Annotated in this window: 19 protein-coding genes; 7 read left to right on the top strand and 12 right to left on the bottom strand. The window is 70.9% G+C overall.

Annotated features, from left to right (window positions below; genetic code table 11):
• Positions 1-21: 21 nt before the first annotated feature.
• The 4 genes from ACFP2V_RS35870 to ACFP2V_RS35855 all read right to left on the bottom strand — a co-directional run bounded on the left by ACFP2V_RS35870 (position 22) and on the right by ACFP2V_RS35855 (position 4,219).
• Positions 22-1,278 carry a ketosynthase chain-length factor gene (locus tag ACFP2V_RS35870; protein WP_381219965.1) on the bottom strand — a complete coding sequence of 419 codons (1,257 nt, stop codon included), beginning with the start codon at positions 1,276-1,278 and terminating at the stop codon, positions 22-24.
• Positions 1,275-2,543 (bottom strand): beta-ketoacyl-[acyl-carrier-protein] synthase family protein, encoded by a 1,269-nt coding sequence (locus ACFP2V_RS35865; protein ID WP_381219962.1) that lies wholly within the window; start codon positions 2,541-2,543, stop codon positions 1,275-1,277. Before ACFP2V_RS35865 ends, ACFP2V_RS35870 begins: the two co-directional genes overlap by 4 nt.
• Positions 2,540-3,022: a cupin domain-containing protein gene (locus ACFP2V_RS35860; protein WP_381219958.1), complete on the bottom strand. Its 483-nt coding sequence runs from the start codon at positions 3,020-3,022 to the stop codon at positions 2,540-2,542. The genes ACFP2V_RS35865 and ACFP2V_RS35860 overlap by 4 nt, the downstream gene beginning before the upstream one ends.
• 69 nt (positions 3,023-3,091) lie before the next feature.
• Complete coding sequence (locus ACFP2V_RS35855; RefSeq protein ID WP_381219955.1) at positions 3,092-4,219, bottom strand: SchA/CurD-like domain-containing protein; 1,128 nt, start codon at positions 4,217-4,219, stop codon at positions 3,092-3,094.
• Positions 4,220-4,464: 245 nt separating this feature from the next.
• Here ACFP2V_RS35855 and ACFP2V_RS35850 point away from each other — a divergent pair, with 245 nt between their 5' ends.
• Positions 4,465-6,126: an FAD-dependent oxidoreductase gene (locus ACFP2V_RS35850; protein WP_381219952.1), complete on the top strand. Its 1,662-nt coding sequence runs from the start codon at positions 4,465-4,467 to the stop codon at positions 6,124-6,126.
• 22 nt (positions 6,127-6,148) lie between these two features.
• Here the strand turns inward: ACFP2V_RS35850 and ACFP2V_RS35845 are convergent, their stop codons facing one another.
• Together ACFP2V_RS35845 and ACFP2V_RS35840 are read right to left on the bottom strand one after the other, a co-directional pair.
• A complete protein-coding gene (locus ACFP2V_RS35845; protein ID WP_381219949.1) occupies positions 6,149-7,123 on the bottom strand; it encodes a hypothetical protein in 975 nt (324 codons plus the stop codon).
• Between the two features lie 250 nt (positions 7,124-7,373).
• Entirely contained in the window at positions 7,374-8,819 is a 1,446-nt protein-coding gene (locus ACFP2V_RS35840; protein ID WP_381219946.1) for a glyceraldehyde-3-phosphate dehydrogenase, read from the bottom strand.
• A 280-nt stretch (positions 8,820-9,099) separates the two neighbouring features.
• Between ACFP2V_RS35840 and ACFP2V_RS35835 the strand changes: the two genes are divergently transcribed.
• A complete protein-coding gene (locus ACFP2V_RS35835; protein WP_381219943.1) occupies positions 9,100-9,501 on the top strand; it encodes an SseB family protein in 402 nt (133 codons plus the stop codon).
• A gap of 14 nt (positions 9,502-9,515) precedes the next feature.
• Here the strand turns inward: ACFP2V_RS35835 and ACFP2V_RS35830 are convergent, their stop codons facing one another.
• The 5 genes from ACFP2V_RS35830 to ACFP2V_RS35810 all read right to left on the bottom strand — a co-directional run bounded on the left by ACFP2V_RS35830 (position 9,516) and on the right by ACFP2V_RS35810 (position 14,243).
• Positions 9,516-9,905: a MarR family winged helix-turn-helix transcriptional regulator gene (locus ACFP2V_RS35830; RefSeq protein ID WP_381219940.1), complete on the bottom strand. Its 390-nt coding sequence runs from the start codon at positions 9,903-9,905 to the stop codon at positions 9,516-9,518.
• A gap of 99 nt (positions 9,906-10,004) precedes the next feature.
• Positions 10,005-11,036, bottom strand: a complete 1,032-nt coding sequence (locus ACFP2V_RS35825; RefSeq protein WP_381219937.1) for a LacI family DNA-binding transcriptional regulator — start codon at positions 11,034-11,036, stop codon at positions 10,005-10,007.
• Positions 11,033-11,938 carry a carbohydrate ABC transporter permease gene (locus ACFP2V_RS35820; protein ID WP_381219934.1) on the bottom strand — a complete coding sequence of 302 codons (906 nt, stop codon included), beginning with the start codon at positions 11,936-11,938 and terminating at the stop codon, positions 11,033-11,035. Before ACFP2V_RS35820 ends, ACFP2V_RS35825 begins: the two co-directional genes overlap by 4 nt.
• Complete coding sequence (locus ACFP2V_RS35815) at positions 11,935-12,846, bottom strand: carbohydrate ABC transporter permease (protein WP_381219931.1); 912 nt, start codon at positions 12,844-12,846, stop codon at positions 11,935-11,937. Before ACFP2V_RS35815 ends, ACFP2V_RS35820 begins: the two co-directional genes overlap by 4 nt.
• A gap of 74 nt (positions 12,847-12,920) precedes the next feature.
• Positions 12,921-14,243: an ABC transporter substrate-binding protein gene (locus ACFP2V_RS35810; protein WP_381219927.1), complete on the bottom strand. Its 1,323-nt coding sequence runs from the start codon at positions 14,241-14,243 to the stop codon at positions 12,921-12,923.
• Positions 14,244-14,460: 217 nt separating this feature from the next.
• Here ACFP2V_RS35810 and ACFP2V_RS35805 point away from each other — a divergent pair, with 217 nt between their 5' ends.
• The 5 genes from ACFP2V_RS35805 to crcB all read left to right on the top strand — a co-directional run bounded on the left by ACFP2V_RS35805 (position 14,461) and on the right by crcB (position 19,797).
• Complete coding sequence (locus ACFP2V_RS35805) at positions 14,461-16,482, top strand: beta-galactosidase (protein ID WP_381219923.1); 2,022 nt, start codon at positions 14,461-14,463, stop codon at positions 16,480-16,482.
• Positions 16,483-16,710: 228 nt separating this feature from the next.
• Positions 16,711-18,252 carry a glycoside hydrolase family 53 protein gene (locus ACFP2V_RS35800; protein ID WP_381219920.1) on the top strand — a complete coding sequence of 514 codons (1,542 nt, stop codon included), beginning with the start codon at positions 16,711-16,713 and terminating at the stop codon, positions 18,250-18,252.
• 244 nt (positions 18,253-18,496) lie between these two features.
• A complete protein-coding gene (locus tag ACFP2V_RS35795) occupies positions 18,497-18,754 on the top strand; it encodes a winged helix-turn-helix domain-containing protein (protein WP_381219917.1) in 258 nt (85 codons plus the stop codon).
• Between the two features lie 183 nt (positions 18,755-18,937).
• Positions 18,938-19,426 carry a fluoride efflux transporter FluC gene (locus ACFP2V_RS35790; protein WP_381219914.1) on the top strand — a complete coding sequence of 163 codons (489 nt, stop codon included), beginning with the start codon at positions 18,938-18,940 and terminating at the stop codon, positions 19,424-19,426.
• Positions 19,423-19,797 carry a fluoride efflux transporter CrcB gene (crcB, locus tag ACFP2V_RS35785; RefSeq protein ID WP_381219911.1) on the top strand — a complete coding sequence of 125 codons (375 nt, stop codon included), beginning with the start codon at positions 19,423-19,425 and terminating at the stop codon, positions 19,795-19,797. The genes ACFP2V_RS35790 and crcB overlap by 4 nt, the downstream gene beginning before the upstream one ends.
• A 340-nt stretch (positions 19,798-20,137) precedes the next feature.
• Here the strand turns inward: crcB and ACFP2V_RS35780 are convergent.
• Positions 20,138-20,711: fatty acid desaturase family protein (locus ACFP2V_RS35780; RefSeq protein ID WP_381219908.1), on the bottom strand; the 574-nt coding region annotated here is incomplete at its 5' end.

The raw sequence follows: 20,711 nt of genomic DNA, 5'->3' as shown, positions 1-20,711 counted from the left end.
CTGCTCCTTCCCTGCCCGGACCTACCGGGCGGATTCGCCACCGCGGCGCACGACCAGCGCCGCGTTGGAGCCCATGAGTCCCCTGCTGAGGACGAGGGCCGTGCGCAGCTCGGCGGGCCGAGCGCGCGACATCACCAGGTCGAGGTCGTGGCAGATGTCGAACACGTTGGGTGTGGGGGGCACCTGACCGTGCTCCATGGAGAGCACCGCGGCCACCGTGTCCAGCACGGGTGCCGCGCAGTGGGCCCGTCCGAAACCCGCCTTGGGTGCCGTGACGGGGACCCGCTTGCCGTGCGCGCCCAGTGCGTCGGCGATGGCCAGCGCCTCGGCGCGGTCCGCCTCCGGTACGCCCATCGCGTCGGCGAACACCACGTCGATGTCCTCCGGCGCGGCGCCCGCCTCGTCGAGGGCGCCGCGGATCGCGCGGGCCAGACCCTCCCGCGACTCCTCCCAGCGGGAGGCGCCGGTGAAGGTGGCGGCGTGGCCGGCGAGGGTGGCCCGCACCGGCACCCCGCGCTCGCGGGCGCGGGTCTCGTCCTCGACGACGAGCAGCGCACCGCCCTCGGCGGGCACGAACCCGCAGGCCTTCGAGGTGAAGGGACGGTAGGCGAGGGCCGGGTCCTCAACGGTGCTGATCTCGGGATAACCGAGCTGGCAGACCATCGAGTACGGGGCCAGCGGGGCCTCCGCGGCCCCGACGACCATCGTGTCGGTGCCGCGCCGGACCGCCCCGGCGGCGTGCGCGAGGGAGTCGAGGCCGCCGGCCTCGTCGCTCGCCACCACCCCGCACGGGCCCTTGAAACCGCTGCGGATGGAGATCTGGCCGGTGCTCGCGGCGTAGAACCAGGCGATGGACTGGTACGGGCCGACGAACCGAGGGCCCTGCCCCCAGAGTTTCTGCAGCTCACGCTGCCCGAACTCGCCGCCGCCGGAACCGGCCGCGGTGACCACGCCGATGGAGAACGGTTCCGCGGGATCACCGCTGCCGAGCCCGGCGTCGTCGAGGGCGAGGGCGGCCGCCGCCATCGCGAAATGACTGAACCGGTCGGTCTGGACCAGGAACCGGTCCTCGATGAGGGCCGTCGCGTCGAAGGAGCGGACCTCGCCCGCCACGCGCAGCGGCAGATGCCCGCAGCCCTCGCGGGTGATCCGGTCCAGCACGCCGATACCTTCGCTGACGGACTTCCAGTAGGCGTCGGTCCGCTGTCCGTTGGGCGCGATCACACCGATGCCGGTGATGGCCGCGCGGCGGGGGCGCTGAGTGCGCTGAGTGCTCATCGGGTCCTCCCGCCCGGCCCGGTCAGCAGCACCGCGGACTGGAAGCCGCCGAACCCGCTGCCGACGGAGAGCACGTTCCTCAGCTTCCGGGGGCGGGCGGTGCGCGGCACGTAGTCCAGGTCGCACTCGGGGTCGGGGGTCTCGTAGTTCGCCGTCGGCGGTACGGCCTGGTGCTTCAGGGCGAGCACGCAGGCCACCACCTCGATCGCGCCGATCGCGCCCAGCGAGTGCCCCACCATCGACTTGATGGAACTCATGGGTGTGTCGTAGGCGTGGGCGCCGAGGGACCGCTTCACCGCGGCCGTCTCGTGCCGGTCGTTCTGCCGGGTGCCGGAGCCGTGCGCGTTGACGTAGTCGATCAGGGTGGGGTCGAGGCGGGCCTGGTCGAGCGTGCTGTCGATGGCCCGCGCCATCTCCAGGCCCTCGGTGGTCAGACCGGTCATGTGGTAGGCGTTGCCGAAGGTGGCGTACCCGCTGATCTCGCAGTGGATCCGTGCCCCGCGGGCCCGTGCGTGTTCGTACTCCTCGAGGACCAGCACCGCCGCGCCCTCGCCCATCACGAAACCGTCGCGGTGCGCGTCGAAGGGACGGGAGGCGTGCTCCGGGTCGTCGTTGTTCGGCGACGTCGCCTTGATGGCGTCGAAGCACGCCATCGTGATCGGCGAGATCGGCGAGTCGGACGCCCCGGCGATGCAGACGTCGGCCCGGCCCTCGGCGATGGTGTGGAAGCCGTATCCGACCGCGTCGAGTCCCGAGGTGCAGCCGGTGGAGACGGTCTGCACCGGGCCCCGCGCGCCGAACCGCTCGGCGACGACCGAGGCGAGCGTGCTCGGCTGGAACGCCAGGTGCAGCTTCGGGTCGGCGGCCCGGTGGTCCACGTCCCAGCGCGAGCCGTGCTCACTGACCTGGACGTAGTCGTGCTCCAGCCGGGTGGTGCCGCCGACCGCGCTGCCCAGCGACACCGCGGTGCGCCAGCCGTCGTCGCCCCCCGGATCGAGCCCTGAGTCGCGGACCGCCTCGCCTGCGGCGACCACGGCGAACTGGATGTACCGGTCGGCGTGCTGGCACAGATCCGGATCGAGACCGTGGCCGAACGGGTCGAAGTCGCACTCGGCCGCTATCCGCGAGCGCAGCCCGCTCGGGTCGAACAGGGTGATGCCGCGGGTCGCAGTGCGGCCGGCCGACAGAAGGTCCCAGAACGCCGTCGCCCCGGTGCCGCCCGGAGCGACCACCCCGATACCGGTGACAGCCACCCGCCGGGTCATTTTATGGCCTCACTGCGTCCGGCCGGCCGGCCCTGCCCGCTCCCGGACGTGACCGGCCCGCCCACGGTCAGCTGAGGGCCGGCCTCGGAACCGGCGTTCTCCTCGGTGTCGACGTGCCCGAGGCTCGGATGCGGGGCGAGCGGGCCCAGGTGGAAGACCATGCGGGCCTCGGCATCGGAGACGTTGCGGAAGCGGTGCCGCATGTCGATCGGGATCATCAGACCCTGCTCGGCCCGCAGCGCGAACGGCTCCCCGTCCAGGTCGACCTCGAGCGCGCCGCTGACGACGTACACGAACTCCTCGGAGTACGGGTGGTAGTGCTCGCCGATGCGCTCACCGGGCTGGATGACGGCCAGACCCATGAAGCCACTGGTGGAACCCACCGTGGCCGGGGTGAGGAGGGTCCTGAGATCGCCTCCGCGCCTTCTGTTGGGTTCCGTCTCGCTCAGGTCCACGATGCGTGGATGCTGTTTGGACATGGTTGGTACCTCCGGGTGGGGCGGGGGACGTCCGGGCGGGGCGGCCGCGGACGGCACCACGGTGTGCCGTCAGGAATCCACCGCGCCGCGGTCGGTGACGGGCAGCATGTCGGCGTGCGACAGCAGCCGGTTGAGGTTGCGCTCCGAGTTCAGCGGGGCGTCGACACCGACCGCCGCGCCGTCCAGGAGCCGCTCCAGCTCCGCCGCCTTCCCCGCACCCTTGATGCCCAGGGCCCATTCGGGGTCGGCGTCGAGGTCGCCGGTGACGTCGAGCATGCGGACCACGATGTCGTCGCGCTGGAAGACGGTGCTCGTGAAGACCGGGCTGTCCGGGTCGCCGGCCGCGGCCTCGTCCTGATGGGAGAGGAACCGGGCCAGCTCCGTGCCCTGCCCCTCGACGGCCGGGTAGTACAGTGCGTGCCGCCGCAGACCCGCGGGTTCGGGGCCGTCCGCACGGACGTGGTGCACGGAGGGGAGCGCGGTCCGCGTGAAGAACACCCGCGCGGAACCGGGGTCGGACAGATCCCGCTCCTGTTCCAGGTGGGGGTCTATGGCCTCCTCGACCGCCCGAATCTCGGGCTGAGTGGCCACGTGGCGCAGCGCCGCGGGCAGATCGCCCTCGACCTCCACGGCCCGCACCACACGGTTGCCGTGCATGAACACGGAGGTGCGGCGCAGATGCGTGTTCCCGTCCAGCCGGGCCTGGGGGGAGGAGTACCCGATCAGGTGCTCCGCGACCTTGGACTCGCTGCCCGGCTTGACGGTGAAAGTGAGCGCATGGCGGGCCACCCCGTCGCCCACGCGGACCTGCGCCTGCAGACCGGACCGCGCCTTCAGCTCGGTGCACGGCTCCGTCTCGCGCAGGACGCTGTAGCGCATGGAGCGGGTGTCGCGGACACAACTGTGCATCGGACGGACGACCTCGATGTGCTCCTCGCTGTTCACCCAGGTGAGGAAGGGAAGTGCGCTCTCCCACTCGCTGGTGATGAGCCACTGCGAGGGGTTCTCGATCGACTGGCAGAGCTGGTCCTGGATGTGACCGGGAATGGACGCGACCTTGCTGCTCATGTGCTCGTAAGCCTCGAGGAACTGCTCCTGCGCCCCGTCGTACAGGTCGAGCAGCAGAATCACCCGCAGCCTGGAGCCGTCGAACGCCGACTGCGCTATGAGTCCCGCCATGGGTTCCGTCGTGGTCATCCGGCGCACCTCTCCTCTTCTTCACGAAAGGCTCTTCAGTGGGGGTCGGGAACGGCCCCGTCGCCGAAACGGCCGGGCTCGCCCTGAACCGATCGTCGACGCGCCCCGCGAGGTGCGCGAGACACACGGGGCAGGCGGGTGAACCGCGCGTCAACCGGGTGCCGCCGGGACACGGAACGACCCGTACCGGGAATGAATGCGGCGTCCTTTCCCCGCCCGTCCAGGGCGACGCTGGAGGCAGTTCAATGAACCGATTGCAAGAGGCCGGCGAGACCGGTCACCGCACGCCCGTCCTCGTCGTCGGCGGCTCCCTCGTGGGCCTGTCGATGTCCGTGTTCCTGGGGCGTCTGGGCGTGCCGCACACGCTCGTCGAACGTCACACGGGCACGTCGATCCACCCGCGGGGGCGCGGCAACAACGTGCGCACCATGGAGCTGTTCCGGGTGGCCGGAGTGGAGCAGCAGATCAAGGAGGTCGCGTCGGTCCTGGCGGACAACCACGGCATCATGCAGACACCGAGTCTGGTGGACGGCGATGGCGAGTGGCTGTTCAAGGAGATCGACCCCGGGGGCGGCCTGGCCCGGTTCAGTCCCGGCGGGTGGTGCCAGTGCAGCCAGAACGACCTCGAGCCGGTGCTGCTGGCCCACGCCCGCGAACTCGGCGGAGATCTGCGCTTCGCGACCGAGCTGATGTCGTTCGACCAGGACGACGACGGGGTGACGGCGCGGGTCAAGAGCCGGGAGACCGGCGAGCACACCACCATCCGCGCCGACTACCTGGTCGCCGCGGACGGCCCGCGCAGTCCCGTGCGGGAGCGGCTCGGCATCGGTCAGAGGGGTCCGGGGGACCTGTTCCACAACGTGAGCGTCACCTTCTCCTCACGCGACCTCGCGGGCGTCGTCGGCGACCGCCGGTTCATCGTCTGCTACCTGACGAACCCGGAGGCCGACGGGGCGCTGCTGCCCGTCGACAACGCCGAGAACTGGGTGTTCCACACCCCCTGGCACCCCGAACACGGCGAGACGATCGAGGAGTTCACCGACGAGCGGTGCGTCGCCCACATCCGGCGGGCGATCGGCGTGCCGGACCTCGACGTCAAGATCACCGGCCGGGCCGCCTGGCACGCCGCCGAGCGGGTCGCCGAGAGGTACACCGACCGCCGGGTGTTCCTCGCCGGCGACTCGGCCCACGAGATGTCGCCCACCGGGGCGTTCGGCTCCAACACCGGCATCCAGGACGCGCACAACCTCGCCTGGAAGCTGGCCGCCGTCCACGGCGGCTGGGCGGGCCCCGGACTGCTGGAGTCCTACGACGCCGAGCGCCGGCCGGTCGCCGAGGCGACCAGCGCCCGCGCCTCGAACCGCTCGGTCGAGCACAGCCACCCCGGCTACACGCCCGCGGCGGGCGCCGGCACCAAGGGCCCGAAGGGCGGAATCCTCACCGTGGCGCTGGGCTACCGCTATCCGCAGGGCGCGGTCGCCGGCGGCGATCCGGCGGCGCCGGTCGTCCCGGAGGACCTGCGGCTGACGGGGGAACCGGGCACCCGGGCCCCCCACCTGTGGCTGGACCGCGACGGCGTCCGCATCTCCACCCTCGACCTGTACGAGCGGTCCCTGGTGCTGCTGACCGGCGAGTCCGGCGACGCCGCCTGGCACACCGCCGCGGCGCAGGCGGCACAGCACCTGCGGGTGCCCCTCGACGCCTACCGGATCGGCACCGGCCCCGCCGCGGACCTGACGCCGGACGACGGCGTGGACTGGGCACAGGCCCACGGCGTCACCGGGGACGGCGCGGTCCTGGTCCGCCCCGACGGATTCGTGGCGTGGCGCTCCGAAGGGGCCGTGGCGGACCCCGCGACGGTGTTGCGGAAGGCCGTCACGGACATCCTGGCCCGGGGACGGGACTGACGGTGCGTGCGGCGAGGCGGTGTCAGGCTCCTCCGACGCCGCCCTGCCGTCCCCGCTCCGCCTTGGCCCTGTGCTGCTCGAACCGCTGGACCGCGGGTCCGTCGTCGTCCCACGGCCATGGGGTCACCGTTCCCTGGAGCGCCTCGAACACATGGTTCGCGTCAACGGCGCGGCCGGCCGCGCACAGCGCGTACGCCAGGACGTTCAGGTCCGCCTGGGCCGCCGCGTGCTGGAAGAACCCCGGCTTCGCCCAGAGGGAGGCGGCCTGCTCCAGCGAGGCCGCGATCTGTCCGCCGTCCCACAGCTGACCGGCCGTCATGGCCCGGACGCCGCCCTGCGCCACCAGCCCCTGGTACTGCCGGACGGCCGCGGTCAGCTCGACCGCGGCGCACGGCGCGTTGGCCGGTATCCGGGTGCGCACCACGTCGATGAAGTCGAGGACTGCCGCGCTCGAGCCCCCTTCCTCCGGCGACAGATGGGCGAGCATCTGCAAGTAGGCCTCGCGGTGCCAGCGGTCGCGTCCGGTGGCCTCCCGCCAGATGGCGTTGACCTCGCTCTGCGGATACCGCTCGATGCGGGCCATGCCGAGCAGGGCCACCCAGGGCAGCGGATCCGCCGGATTCAACTCCGCGGCCCGATGGCACTGGGTCACCAACTGTCCCGCGTCCTCCAGATGTCTGTCCCGCAGGCCGCGCATCAGACCGACCCAGGAGTGGAACACCAGCGCGTCGGGGTTCTTCGGCGACCTGGTCAGCCAGGCCGAGGCCAGGTCGGACCCCGATTCGGCTGTCTCTCCGGCCAGCACGGACACCCGATGGCTGCGCTGGTCCCAGTTGTCCCCGGTTTCCTCCAGGAAGGCCGCGACGAGAGTCACCTCCGTCGACTTGACGCCCCCACCGCGTTTGCTCACCTGCCGGAGGACGCGCCCGAGGGCGACATCGTCGAGGGCGGGGGCGAGGCGGGGACGTTTACCGGTACGACTACTGAAAAGCGCCATGTCCGCAGACTAGGAACTGTTCCGGGTCCGGCAACCGATACGAGCTGATCGTTACCGATCCGGACCTCGGCGTGACGCGGTTTGGCCCCCTCGTCGGCGCCTGGGGCCTGAACAGGCCCTTATTTTTACTGGTAGTGGGAGGAAAGCGACGCGGTACGGCGGGGCGGGGCCGGCGAACTCGTTCGCCGGCCCCGCCCCGCCGTACCTTCCGTCGGTGTGTCCTTCTGTCCGCTCGGCCGTACCCGGCCGGTCAGGAAGCCGGCGCAGGGAAGGTCGGGTACTCCACGCCGGAGACGTACTGGACGACCCGGACGACCTGGCAGGAGTAGCCGAACTCGTTGTCGTACCAGAGGTACAGGATCGCGTTGTCGCCCTCGACCTTGAGGGCGCCGGCGTCGACGATCGAGGCGTGCCGTGAGCCGATGAAGTCGCTGGAGACCGCGTCGGGGGCGCTGATGAAGTCGATCTGACGCTTCAACGGCGAGGTGAGCGACACCTCGCGGAGGTACTCGAGCACCTCGGCGCGGTCGGTCGCGCGGCCCAGCTGGAGGTTGAGGATCGCGATGGAGACGTTCGGCACCGGGACCCGGATCGAGCTGCCGGTGATCGTCGCGTCGAGGTCGGGCAGCGCCTTGGCGACGGCGGAGGCGGCACCCGTCTCGGTGATCACCATGTTCAGCGGCGCGGAGCGGCCGCGGCGCTCGGACTTGTGGTAGTTGTCCAGCAGATTCTGGTCGTTGGTGAACGAGTGGACGGTCTCCACATGGCCGCGCAGCACACCGTACTCGTCCGCCATCGCCTTGAGCGGCGGGACGATCGCGTTGGTGGTGCAGGAGGCGCAGGAAAGGATCTGCTCGTCCGGCTTGAGGGTCTCGTGGTTGACGCCGTGCACGATGTTGGGCACGTCGCCCTTGCCGGGCGCGGTCAGCACGACCTTGTCGACACCGGGGCGCAGATGCTGCGAGAGCCCCTCGCGGTCGCGCCACTTGCCGGTGTTGTCGATGAGGATGGCGTTCTTGATGCCGTACGCCGTGTAGTCCAGCTGCGAGGGGTCGTCGGCGTAGATCATCTTGATGGTGTTGCCGTTGGCGACGATCGTGCCGTTCGCCTCGTCCACGGTGATCGTGCCCTGGAACTGACCGTGCACGGAGTCGCGGCGCAGCAGGGAGGCGCGCTTGACGATGTCCTGTTCGCCGCCCCGGCGGACCACGATGGCGCGCAGCCGCAGGCCGTTGCCGGAGCCGGACTTCTCGATGAGCAGGCGGGCGAGGAGCCGGCCGATGCGGCCGAAGCCGTAGAGGACGACGTCGCGCGGCTCGCGGCGGTCGGCCCTGTCGGCGCCCGTGGCACCGGCCACGGCCTCGGCGGTGAACTCCGCAACCGACAGGCCGCGGTCGTCGGTCCGGTAGGTCGCGGCGAGCAGACCGAGGTCGATCTGGGACGGACCGAGGTCGAGCGCGGTGAGTGCCTGGAGGAAGGGCAGCGTCTCGGTGACCGACAGCTCCTGGCCGGAGATCTGACGGGCGAAGCGGTGGGTCTTGAGGATCGAGACCACCGACTTGTTCACCAAGGAGCGGCTGTGCAGCAGGACGGTGACGTCCCGCTCGCGGTGCAGCTTCCCGATGATCGGGATCATCGACTCCGCGATCTCCTCGCGGTGCTTCCAGCTGGTGAACGAGTCTTCATTGACAGTCACAGGATTATCTTTCGAGCTAGGCGGCGCTCATATGATAACCATGCCGGTCAGGGGGCTCCGATGGGGTGTCCCCTCCCGCATCTTCCGACGCCGGGAGGATTGCGGGTCGTGCGACCGGGTACGCGGGCAGGACCGTGCCCGGAGCGGATCCTGGTCCGATCAGCTGATCCGCCGTTCTGCCGGTCCGCCGCGTGCGGATCGCTCGTCGCGGATCGCCGATGCCCGTCGCCGATTCCGTCCGGGGCGGGTCCGTACGACCGCCGCTACGAGGGAAGCCGCCATGGAGACACCCGCGCACGAGAACAACGACCCCACGTCCGCCCAGCGGGCTCTGGACGCTCTCGCCGACAACACCCAGGACACGGCGGCGCTGGACGCCCTCGCCAACAGTGACGTACTGATCCCCGTGCCCGACGACGCGGGTGACGAGGCCGCCGACCCCGGCGCGGTCGCGCTGCCGGTGATGGAGCAGCCGGACGGCATCCAGGTGGTGCCGGTGTTCACCTCGGAACTGGAGATGTCGGGGCTGCTGCCGTTCGTCTCCCGCTACCGGCTGGTGCCGCTCGGGGCGCTGGCCGCGCAGTGGCCGGCCGACGAGCTGTCCCTCACCATCGACGGCAGCTCGGAGCACCGCCTGACACTGACGTCCGAGGGGGTGCGCACCCTGCTGGCCCGCCCCTAGGTCTGTCCGGCGGACTACTCGCCCAGCGCGCGGGCCAGGGCCGCGCGCTGGAGCGGCAGTACCTCGGCGTGCAGGTCACGGCCCTTGCGGGTGAGCGTGACGTGGACGCCCCGCCGGTCCTTTGCGCAGAGGCTGCGGACGACCAGTCCGTCCCTCTCCAGCCGGGCGATGAGGCGGGACAGGGCGCTCTGGCTGAGGTGGACCCGCCCGCCCAGGTTCTGCACCCTGCAGTGCTCGCCCTCCTGGGGCGGCGCGGTCGCGAGCAGGTCGAGCACCTCGAAGTCGGAGGCGCCCAGGCCGTGTGGATGCAGCGCACGGTCGATCTCGCCGAGGGTGCGCGCGTGTACCGACAGAATCTCCCGCCACCGCTCCTCGAGCCGGATGCCGGCCGTCTCCGCTGCCATGAGTGAACGGTAACATTTGTTCGAATTTCAACTAACGATTGGGTGATGTACGGGCCATGCGCGCGCGACACGCGCGTCACGCCCGGGGCCGACGCGCCCCTATGCCGACTCGCGCTTCACCAGTTCCGTGGGGAGGATCACCGTGGCCGGGTCCTCGCCGCCCACCTGGGCGAGCAGGACCCGTACCATCTCGGAGCTGATGCGGTCCCACGGCTGGCGGATCGTGGTCAGGCCGGGGCTGGTGGAGACGGCGGCCCGGGAGTCGTCGAAGCCGCCGACTGCCACGTCCTGGGGCACCCGGCGTCCCGTGCGGTGCAGTGTCGTCAGCACACCCTGCGCCATCAGGTCCGAGGCGACGAACACGGCGTCCATGTCGGGTGCCCCGGCCAGCAGCCGCTCCGCGCCCGCCTCGCCGCTGGCCCTGCTGTAGTCGCCGGAGACGATGAGCCGCTCGTCGATCCCGATGCCGGCCTCGGCGAGTACCTCCTTGTACCCCGCGAGGCGCTCCACGCCGCCCGGAGTGTCGAGCGGGCCGGTCACCACGCCCACCCTGCGCCGGCCGAGCGACAGCAGATGGCGCACCATGTCACGGGCACCGTCCCGGTCGTCCGCGGCCACGTAACTCACCTTGGAACCCAGCCCGATCGGCTTGCCGCACGCGACCAGCGGCACGCCCGCGGCCCGCAGTTCCTCGGCCACCGGATCGCCCGAGTGGCTGGAGACCAGCAGCACCCCGTCGACGTGCCCGGCGGTGATGTACCGGACTATGCGCCGCCGTTCGGCCTGCGTGCCGGCGATCATCAGCAGCAGCGGAATGTCGTGCGCGGCCAGCGCCTGCGTGCAACCACGCAGCAGGACGTTGAAGTTGGGATCCTCGAAGAACCGCTCCTGGGGCTCCGTCAGCAGGAAGCCCACCGAGTCGGACCGGCCGGTGATCAGCGAGCGGGCGTGCCGGTTCACCACGTAACCCGTCCTGCGGATCGCGGCGTTGACCGCCTCCGCCGCGGACGGGCTGACGTAGTGGCCGCCGTTGAGCACGCGTGAGACGGTGCCGCGCGAGACACCGGCCTCGCGCGCCACGTCGTGGATCGTCGGCGGCCTGCGCCTGCCCCCGGTGTTGCTCATGGTCATGACTTTACGGCTCCGGACAGCAGATCAAGGCTCCAGAACCGCTGGATGACCAGGAAGAGCGCGACCAGCGGAAACACCGCGAGGAACGCACCGGTGATCACCAGGGTGTACAACGCCGGGGTGTTGGCGCCCTGTTCGAGGAGCGTGTACAGACCGAGCGTGATCGGGAACTTCTCGTCGTCGCTGAGCATGATGTACGGCAGCAGGAAGTTGTTCCAGATCGCGACGAACTGGAACAGGAAGACCGTCACCAGTCCGGGCAGCATCATCGGCAGCGCGACCCGGGTGAAGATCCGCCACTCGCCCGCCCCGTCCATCCGCCCGGCCTCCACCACGTCGGACGGCACCGACGCCGCGGCGTAGATCCGCGCGAGGTAGACACCGTACGGGGAGAGGATCTGCGGGAGCAGCACGGACAGGTAGGAGTCCGTGAGGCCCGCCCGGGCCAGCAGCAGGTACTGCGGGACGGCGAGGATCACCGGCGGCATCAGCACGCCCGCGAGCAGCACGTTGAACAGCGTCTCGCGGCCCCGGAAGCGGTAGACCGCCAGCGCGTAGCCGCTGACCGCCGACACGCACGTGGACAGCAGGGCGCCGAGTCCGGCGTACAGGGCGGAGTTGCCCATCCACTGCCAGTAGACGCCGTCGCGGTACGCGTTCAGGTCGGAGAGGTTCTCGGTGAGGCCGGTGCCCGGCCAGAACGTGAACGTGGAGAACAGCTCACTGCCGGACTTGGTCGACGCGATGACCACCCAGGCCACCGGCAGCAGGCAGTACAGCGCGCCGAGCAGCAGCGTCAGGGTGGGGACCAGGGCGATACGGCGGGGCCGCGCCGGACCCCGGCCGGTGCCCGGGGCGATGCCGGCCACGGGCTCGGTCTTGTTCAGGGCCACGGAACTCATCGGGCGACTCCTTGACTGCCGTCCCACTTGTTGCGTCGGTTCGCGGCCCGCAGGAAGCCGAAGGAGAGCACCAGGGTGGCGAGCGCGATGAGGGCGGCCTGGGCGGCGGCCGAGTAGATGTCGCCGTTGCCGAAGGCGTCCTGGTACACCTTCATCAGCGGACTCCAGGTGGTGGAGACGGAGTTGGTGAGCGGCTTCAGCGTGGTCGGTTCGTTGAACACCTGGAGGGTCGCGATGATCGAGAAGAAGAAGGTGAGCACGAGCGACGGCGCGACCATCGGGATCTTGATCTTCAGTGCGATCTGCAGGGGGGTGGCGCCGTCCAGCTTCGCCGCCTCGTACACCTCGGCCGGGATGGCCCGCAGCGCGGTGTAGATGACGATCATGTTGAAGCCGGTGCCGCCCCACACCGCGATGTTCGACAGGGCGAGGAACAGCGGACCGCCGTCCAGCAGGTCCGGCTGCGGCAGGCCGAACTCGCCGAGCACGAAGTGGAACGGGCTCACGTCGGGCAGGTACAGGAAGCCCCACAGCAGCGCCGCGATCACGCCGGGGATGGCGTACGGCAGGAAGATCGCGAGCCGGGTGAAGGGTGCGAGCCGCACCCGCTCGGAGTCCAGCATCAGCGCGAACACCAGGGCGAGCCCCAGCATCACCGGCACCACGATGCAGCCGTAGCCGAGCACGCGCAGCGCGCCGTCCAGCAGCTCGCTGTCGGAGAGCGCGGCGGTGTAGTTCTCCAGGCCGGCCCAGACCTCCTTCCGGGCGCCGGCGCCCAGGCCGAGCCCGGACACCTGCACCTTGCGGAAGCTGAGCCAGATCGCGTACCCGATGGGCAGCGCGAAGAAGAGCAGGAAGAGGACCGTCGCGGGGATCAGGAAGAGGAAGGGGGCGCTTCGGGTGCGCATCGGCGCGGAGGTGCGGGACGGGCGGGCGTGCGGGGCCCCTTCGCCCCCGTACGCCTTCCCACGTGCCGGAGATGTCACGGAGCGACCTCGAAGCCCTGCTTCTTCAGATCGGCGACCGTGTCCTGCTGCATCGTGTCCACGGCCGCGACGAAGTCGGACTTGTTCTTCGCCGCGGCACCGAAGGCGTCCTTGAACGTCGTGTACGCCACGTTGACGTTCGGGCCCCAGGCGGACGGCGCGGTGGTCTGCGCGATCTCGGCGGCGTCCTTGTAGAAGTCCGGCTGGTTGGAGAAGTACTCCGGCGGGGTGGCGAAGGCGCCGCTGAGCTGGGCCGAGGCGGAAGCCGGGTAGATGCCGCTCTCCTTCGCCAGCGCGTTCAGGGCGTCGCCGTCGGTGTTCAGCCAGGCGGCGAACTTCGCGGCGGCCTCCTTGTTCCCGGAGTCCGTGGTGACGCCGGTCGACGAGCCGCCCCAGCTGCCGGTGCGGTTCTCCCCCTCGGTCCACTGGGGGAGCGGGGCCATGGCCCACTTGCCCTTGGTGTCCGGCGCGGCCGTGCTCAGCGTGCCCGGCGCCCACACGGCGCTGACCCACGCGATCTGCTTGCCGGTGTTGAGCGCCTTGTTCCAGGCGGGGGTGTACATCGGCTGGTTGTCGATCGCACCCTCCTTGACCAGGCCGCCCCAGAACTCGGCGACCTTCCTGGTCGCGTCGTCGGAGATCCCGACCTTCCACTTGTCACCCGACGTGGTCCACCACTGCGCGCCGGCCTGCTGGGCCAGGCCCGCGAACAGGCCCGAGTCGTTGGCGGAGAACGTGGTCAGGTCCGTCTTCGGCGACTGCTTCTTGAGCTTGCGCGCGGTGTCCGCGAACTCGTCCCAGGTCGTCGGCACCGTCAGGCCGTACTCCTCGAACAGGTCCTCGCGGTAGTAGAACATCATCGGCCCGATGTCCTGCGGAACCGCGTACACCGCGTCCGTGCCGAGCGTGGTCTGCTGCCAGACGCCGTCCGCGAACTCGTCCTTCGCGTCGCCCACGTCCTTGGAGATGTCGGCGAGCGCGTCATTGCTGACCAGCGTGGGCAGCGCCTGGTACTCCGCCTGCACCAGGTCTGGGGCCGTGCCCGCCTTGTGCGCGGTGAGGATCTTGGTGACCAGCGTGTCGCCGGATGCCTGCTTCTTCACCGTGACCTTGATCTGCTCCTTCTTGCCCGGACCCTCGTTCCACAGGTCCACGACCTTGTCCATGCCGGGGGCCCAGGTCCAGTACGTCAGTGAGACCGGGCCGGACCGGGCCCCGCTGTCGTCGTCCGACGACGAGCCGCACGCGGCCAGCGCGGTGGCGCCGAGCGTGACCGCCATGGCGGAACCCACGAGGCGACGGTGCTTCGTGTATCGCATGGAACTCTCCCCTGACCTGGGCCCCCGCCTCTCGCGAAGACCTGCTGCCCCAGCGGCGCGCGGCTCGTACCCTGACTCGCGCTGCTCTGTGAGCGTTCACAGTAGAGAAACATCCCGGACGCTTGTCAATGGTTGCTGCTGTGCGGTTATGTTGGCTTCGCGCCGCCGAAAGTGTGTGTGTACGTTCCCAGTAGTTCGACATATCGGGAGACAATCCATGCCGGAGACCATCCCCACGGGCCTCACCGGGCTCGCCTTCGGTGGGGACTACAACCCCGAGCAGTGGCCGGAAAGCGTCTGGACCGAGGACGTCCGGCTGATGCGTGAGGCCGGCGTCACCATGGTGAGCGTCGGCATCTTCTCCTGGGCCCTGCTGGAGCCCGAGCCCGGCGTCCACGACTTCGGCTGGCTCGACCGGGTCCTGGACCTGCTGCACGAGAACGGCATCCGCGCCGACCTCGGCACGCCCACCGTGGTGCCGCCCGTCTGGTTCTACCGCGCCCACCCGGACGCGCTGCCGGTGACCGCGGAGGGGATGCGCTACGAGTTCGGCTCCCGCGGCGCCATCTGCCACAGCAACCCCGACTACCGCACCGCCGCCGCGGACATCACCACCAGGCTCGCCGAGCGGTACGGGGACCATCCCGCGCTCGCGATGTGGCACGTCCACAACGAGTACGGCGTCCCCGTCTCCGCCTGCTACTGCGACGGGTGCGCCGCTCACTTCCGCCGCTGGCTCGCCCGCACCTACGGCACCGTCGACGCCGTCAACGAGGCCTGGGGCACCGCCTTCTGGGGCCAGCGCTACGCGGACTTCGAACAGATCAACCCGCCGCGGGCCACCCCGACGGTCGGCAACCCCGCCCAGGCGCTGGACTACCGGCGGTTCGCCGACGCGACCGTGCGGGAGAACTTCGTCACCGAGCGGGACATCCTGCACCGCCTCTCACCCGGCATCCCGGTCACCACCAACTTCATGACGGCCCTCAGCCAGTGCGACTCCATGGACTACTGGGCCTGGGGCCGCGAGGTCGACTTCGTCACCAACGACCACTACCTGATCACCGACGGCCGCCGCACCCACGTGAACCTGGCGATGTCCGCCGACCTCACCCGCTCCGTCGCCGGCGGCGCCCCCTGGCTGCTGCTCGAGCACTCCACCTCGGGCGTCAACTGGCAGCCCCGCAACCCCGCCAAGGCGCCCGGCCAGATGGCCCGCAACTCCCTCGCGCACGTGGCCCGCGGCTCCGAGGGCGCCCTGTTCTTCCAGTGGCGCCAGTCCAGGCGCGGCGCCGAGAAGTTCCACTCGGCGATGCTCCCGCACGGCGGCACGGACACCCGCGTCTGGCGCGAGGTCGTCGAACTCGGCGCGCACATCGATGCGTTGACGCCTCTGCGCGGAACCCGCACCGAGGCCGATGTCGCCGTGCTGTGGGACTGGCACTCCTGGTGGGCGCAGAACCTCGACTGGCGCCCCACCGAGGACCACGACGCCCGCGAACGCGCCGACGCCTTCTACGAGGTGCTCTACGACCGCCACCTCACCGTCGACTTCGCCCACCCGGAAGCCGACCTGTCGCGCTACCCCCTGGTCGTCGTCCCCGCCCTGTACCTGATGACCGAGGCGGCGGGGAACAACCTCAAGGAGTACGTCGAGAACGGCGGCACCCTCGTCGTCTCGTACTTCTCCGGCATCGTCGACGAACACGACGCCGTGCACGACGGCGCCTACCCGGGGGCCCTGCGGGACGTCCTCGGCCTGACCGTCGAGGAGTTCTCGCCGCTCGGCGCCGGCGCCCAGGTGCGCCTGACCGGCCCCGACGGCTCCGAACTCGGCGCCGACGTATGGTCCGAGTTCGTGGTGCCGCGCGGTGCCGAGACCGTCTGGACCTACGCCGACGGCCTCACCGCCGGCCACCCCGCCGTCACCCGCCACCGCTTCGGTGAGGGCAGCGCCTGGTACGTCTCCACCCGCCTGGGCGCCGAAGGCCTGGACGCGCTGCTCGGCTGGGCCGTCGAGGACACCCGGATCACCCCGCGCGCCGACCTGCCCCACGACGTCGAAGTGGTGCGCCGCACCGGGGAGTCCGGCACCTTCCTGTTCGTGATCAACCACACCGCCGGCGACACCAAGGTGTCGCTGGACACCCCCGGCACCGAGCTGCTGACGGGTGAACGCGCCACGGGCCGCCTGGCGGTCCCGGCCGGAGCCGTCCGGGTCGTCCGGCTCGACGGCTGAGCCACGACTCCCCTCCGCCCGCGTGAGCAGCGCACGCCGCGGGCGGAGGGAGGCCCCGCCCCCGCCGCGGGCGGGGGCGCTCCTCTCCCCACGTCGAAGGGACGACGGACACCGATGTTCCATCCCAGACGCACACCCACACCCACACCCACACCCACACCCACACCCACACCCACACCCACACCCACGCCCACACCCACGCCCACACCCACGCCCACACGCTTACGCGTGCTCCGGGCCCTGCTGCCGCCGCTCGCCGCAGGGCTGGCCCTCACCGCGCTGCCCGCCCAGACCGCGACGGCGGCGAGCACCCTCACCAACGGCGGCTTCGAAGCAGACGGTTCGGGAGCCGCAACCCCGAGCGGCTGGTCGGAGTACGGTGCCACCGGCGCCTCGTACACCGAGTCCGGTGGCCGCAGCGGAAGTCACCGCCTGTCCCACTGGTCGTCCTCGGCCTACAAGGTGGAGACCTACCAGTACCTGTCCGGTCTGGCCAACGGCGACTACAGGCTGACCGCCTGGGTCCGCTCCGGCGGCGGCCAGAACGCCGCATACCTCGCGCTCAAGAATTGCGGCGGCACCGAACAGCGCACCGACCTGCCGGTGTCCGCCGGCGACTGGATACGGATCGTCGTGCCCGTCAGGGTGACGAACAACCAGTGCACGATCAGCGTCAACAGCGACGCCAACGCGGGCAACTGGCTCAACGTCGACGACCTGACCTTCACCCCGGGCACCTCCGGCCTGGCGGTCAAGGGCGCCGACATCTCGTCCCTGCCCAAGAGCGAGGCCAAGGGCGGCGTCTACCGGACCGCCTCCGGCAGCGCCGGCGACGGCGTCGCCCTGCTGCGGTCCGCCGGCATGAACTACGCCCGCCTGAAGGTCTGGGTGAACCCGGCCGACGGCTACAACAACAAGGCACGTGTCCTCGCCATGGCCCAGCGCGTCAAGGCCCAGGGGATGAAGCTGCTGGTCGACTTCCACTACTCGGACACCTGGGCCGACCCCGGCAAGCAGCACAAGCCCGCCGCCTGGGCAGGCCACTCCTACAGTCAGTTGAAGGCGGACGTGTACCAGCACACGTACGACGTCCTGGGCGCCCTCAAGGCGCAGGGCACCACCGCGGACATGGTCCAGGTCGGCAACGAGATCAACGGCGGCATGCTCTGGAACGAGGGGTCCACCAGCAACTGGACGCAACTCGCCGGCCTGCTCAACTCCGGCTACGACGCCGTCAAGGCGGTCGCCCCGTCCACGACCGTCGCGCTGCACCTCGCCGAGGGCGGTGACCTCGGCGGCACCCGCTGGTGGTTCGACAACGCGGTGTCCCGGGGCGTGAGGTTCGACGCCATCGGCCTGTCGTACTACGGCTACTGGCACGGTACGCTCCACGACTTCCAGACCACCCTGGACGACGCCGCCGCCCGCTACGGCAAGCCGGTCTTCCTCGCCGAGACGGCTTACCCGTTCCGCCTCGACAGCGAGGACGGGCTCGAGAACATCATCGACCTCACCGGGGAACTGGTCCCCGGCTACCCGGCGACCACGGCGGGCCAGACCCGGTGGATGAACGACGTGGCGAGCATCGTGGAGGCCGTTCCGAACGGGCGGGGCCTCGGCGTCTTCTACTGGGAGGCGACCTGGACCGCCCGCACCGGCAACGGCTGGGACCCGGCCGACCCGGCCTCCGGAAACGGCTGGGAGAACCAGGCGCTGTTCGGCTACGACGACCGGGCGCTGCCCGCGATGTCGTGGTTCAGCCACCGGTGAGCGTGTGAGCTCCTGACGTACGTACGCCGGGGTCCGGCCGCACACACGACGGTACGTGTGCGGCCGGGCCGCCCGCCGTTGTGCCGTGAAGCGGTTGTGCCGTCGATTCAATGCATCGTTCGACCGCCCTGCGGTCCAGGCGGGTCGACTGTCCGGGCAAGGGTGCCGGAGCCCCTGACACGGGGGCGTCGGCTGCGGGACAGTGGAAGAGCCCGGAGAGGGCGCCGGAGCGGAGGTGGACGGCATGATCAGGACTCCCGACGGCAGGACACGGCTGCAGATCCTGGCCTGGCTGAGGGAACCCGGCCGCGCCGAACACGGCGCCACCGCGGAGGCCGTCGCCGGCCGGTTCGGCATGGCCCACCCGGTCGCCCTCACCCACCTGCGGCTGCTCACGGCCGTCGGCCTGCTGCGCACCGGCGGTGCAGCCGGGCGCCCGTACTACCGGCGCGACGAGGTGCGGATCGCCGAGGTCACACAGATGTTCGAGAAGGGGTGGTAGTGCATACGGCCGAGGGATTTCCCGCCCGCGGGCGTTAAGCTGACCCCCGGCCGCGAGTACGTCTCGCGGCGCGGCGGTGGGGCCCGCCGTATCCGAACCGCGGCACCGCCGCCAACGGTCCCTACTTGTGAAGACGCGCGCCCGCACGTCCTGGGCCGCTCGACGAGTAGGAGACGTACGCCCGTGACACCCCCGCCCACCGAGGCCCTCCGCGCACACCCCTCCTTGCGCGCACACGCTCCCGTCGTCGCCGTGGTGGCGCTCGGCGGGGGAGCGGGCGCCGCCGCCCGCCACGCGGCCGCGCTGTGGTGGCCGACACCGGCGAACGGCTTCCCCTGGACGACCCTGGGGGTCAACATCACCGGCTGCGCCATCATCGGCGTGTTCATGGTGATCATCACCGAAGCCCGTACGGCCCACCCCCTCGTCCGCCCGTTCTTCGGTACCGGAGTGCTCGGCGGTTTCACCACCTTCTCGGCCTACGCCGTCGACGGCCACAACCTGTTCGCCGGCGGCAGCAGGGGCCTCGCGCTCGCCCATCTCGTCCTCACCCCGCTCGCGGCGCTCACCACCGTATGGCTGGCCGCGTCCGCGACCCGCCGCGTGCTGAGAAGGAGAGCCGCAGCCACCACGGAGCCGACGGGCAGTGCCCTGCGAGGAGGTACGCCGTGACCTGGCTGCTGGTCGTACTGGGCGCCATGGTCGGCGCGCCCCTGCGCCACCTCACCGACCGCGCGGTGCGGGCCCGGCGCGACACGGTCTTCCCCTGGGGGACCTTCACGGTGAACGTCGCCGGCTGCCTGGTGCTCGGCCTGCTCACCGGCGCGGTGGCCGCGGGCGCCGCGGGCCCCCGGCTCCAGCTGCTGCTCGGTACCGGCCTGTGCGGTGCCCTGACCACGTACTCCACCTTCTCCTACGAGACCCTTCGCCTCGCCGAGACGGGGGCCGTCCGCCATGCCGCCGTGAATGTCGTGGCGAGCGTCACGGCCGGCCTGGGCGCGGCCTTCGCCGGCGCGGCCCTGGCCGACGCGGTGTGGGCGTAGGGCCTGGCCGGCGGATCATGCCGGAGACGCGGGGACCGGCACGCACTCCCCCCAGCTCTTCGAGGAGGGGGCGCCCTCAGCGGCGTTGTCATCACTCGCCGGCTCTCCCACTCCCGGCTTCTGCTCCCCCTCTCGGCTTCGCTCGAGCAGGGGGACCCCCATGAGCGAGGCCCCCATCGCTCCGCGTCGACCCCCTCCTCCACCGTGCAGCTGCACGCACCAGCCCCGCTCGACCCAGCCGGACAGATGCCGCCCTTACCCCCGACTCGATCCGCCGGACAGACCCTGGTGGGCCGCCCGCCCTTGCCCGCCCTCCCGCCGGAGGGTGTGCCGCGGTCCGTCAGCGGGCCTCGCGCAGCGGTTCCCCCACGCTCCTGAGGTGGCGCAGCGCCGTGGCGTACGAGGCGAACAGCCCCGTCCGGCAGTACGGGACGCCCAGCTCGGCGCAGTACCGCTCGGTGATGACCTGGGCCCGGCCGAGGGCGGGTGTGGGCATGCTGGGGAAGAGATGGTGCTCGATCTGGTGGTTCAGCCCACCCATGAAGATGTCGACGAACACACCGCCCGTGACGTTGCGGGAGGTGAGGACCTGGCGGCGCAGGAAGTCCAGGCGCTCCCCCTCCTCGATCATCGGCATGCCCTTGTGGTTGGGGGCGAACACGGAGCCGAGGTAGATCCCGAACAGACCCTGGTGGACGGCGACGAAGGCGAGCGCCTTGCCGGGGGAGAGCACCGTGAACAGGCCGCCGAAGTACACGGCGAAGTGGGCGATGAGCAGGGTCCCCTCCAGTACCGGCCGCTTCACGGCCGGGCCGCGCAGGGCCTTGAAGCTGCTGAAACTCAGATGGGTGCGGATCCTTTCGAGGGACGGTTGATCTGGGGTTTTCCTGATCGGGGTGTGGGCGGGGTGGTGT

The sequence above is a fragment of the Streptomyces incanus genome (genome assembly GCF_042656345.1).
Classification (GTDB): Bacteria; Actinomycetota; Actinomycetes; order Streptomycetales; family Streptomycetaceae; genus Streptomyces; species Streptomyces incanus.
The sequence above is the reverse complement of the archived record's forward strand: the minus strand, read 5'-3'. Positions and strand labels throughout refer to the sequence as shown.

What these genes read in the sequence shown, in the direction of transcription:
- ACFP2V_RS35845 (WP_381219949.1), bottom strand. Translation starts at nt 7,123, where the DNA reads ATGGCGCTTTTCAGTAGTCGTACCGGTAAACGTCCCCGCCTCGCCCCC.
- ACFP2V_RS35795 (WP_381219917.1), top strand. Translation starts at nt 18,497, where the DNA reads ATGATCAGGACTCCCGACGGCAGGACACGGCTGCAGATCCTGGCCTGG.
- ACFP2V_RS35810 (WP_381219927.1), bottom strand. Translation starts at nt 14,243, where the DNA reads ATGCGATACACGAAGCACCGTCGCCTCGTGGGTTCCGCCATGGCGGTC.
- ACFP2V_RS35860 (WP_381219958.1), bottom strand. Translation starts at nt 3,022, where the DNA reads ATGTCCAAACAGCATCCACGCATCGTGGACCTGAGCGAGACGGAACCC.
- ACFP2V_RS35835 (WP_381219943.1), top strand. Translation starts at nt 9,100, where the DNA reads ATGGAGACACCCGCGCACGAGAACAACGACCCCACGTCCGCCCAGCGG.
- ACFP2V_RS35820 (WP_381219934.1), bottom strand. Translation starts at nt 11,938, where the DNA reads ATGAGTTCCGTGGCCCTGAACAAGACCGAGCCCGTGGCCGGCATCGCC.
- ACFP2V_RS35850 (WP_381219952.1), top strand. Translation starts at nt 4,465, where the DNA reads ATGAACCGATTGCAAGAGGCCGGCGAGACCGGTCACCGCACGCCCGTC.
- ACFP2V_RS35830 (WP_381219940.1), bottom strand. Translation starts at nt 9,905, where the DNA reads ATGGCAGCGGAGACGGCCGGCATCCGGCTCGAGGAGCGGTGGCGGGAG.
- ACFP2V_RS35865 (WP_381219962.1), bottom strand. Translation starts at nt 2,543, where the DNA reads ATGACCCGGCGGGTGGCTGTCACCGGTATCGGGGTGGTCGCTCCGGGC.
- ACFP2V_RS35805 (WP_381219923.1), top strand. Translation starts at nt 14,461, where the DNA reads ATGCCGGAGACCATCCCCACGGGCCTCACCGGGCTCGCCTTCGGTGGG.
- ACFP2V_RS35815 (WP_381219931.1), bottom strand. Translation starts at nt 12,846, where the DNA reads ATGCGCACCCGAAGCGCCCCCTTCCTCTTCCTGATCCCCGCGACGGTC.
- ACFP2V_RS35870 (WP_381219965.1), bottom strand. Translation starts at nt 1,278, where the DNA reads ATGAGCACTCAGCGCACTCAGCGCCCCCGCCGCGCGGCCATCACCGGC.
- ACFP2V_RS35825 (WP_381219937.1), bottom strand. Translation starts at nt 11,036, where the DNA reads ATGACCATGAGCAACACCGGGGGCAGGCGCAGGCCGCCGACGATCCAC.
- ACFP2V_RS35855 (WP_381219955.1), bottom strand. Translation starts at nt 4,219, where the DNA reads ATGACCACGACGGAACCCATGGCGGGACTCATAGCGCAGTCGGCGTTC.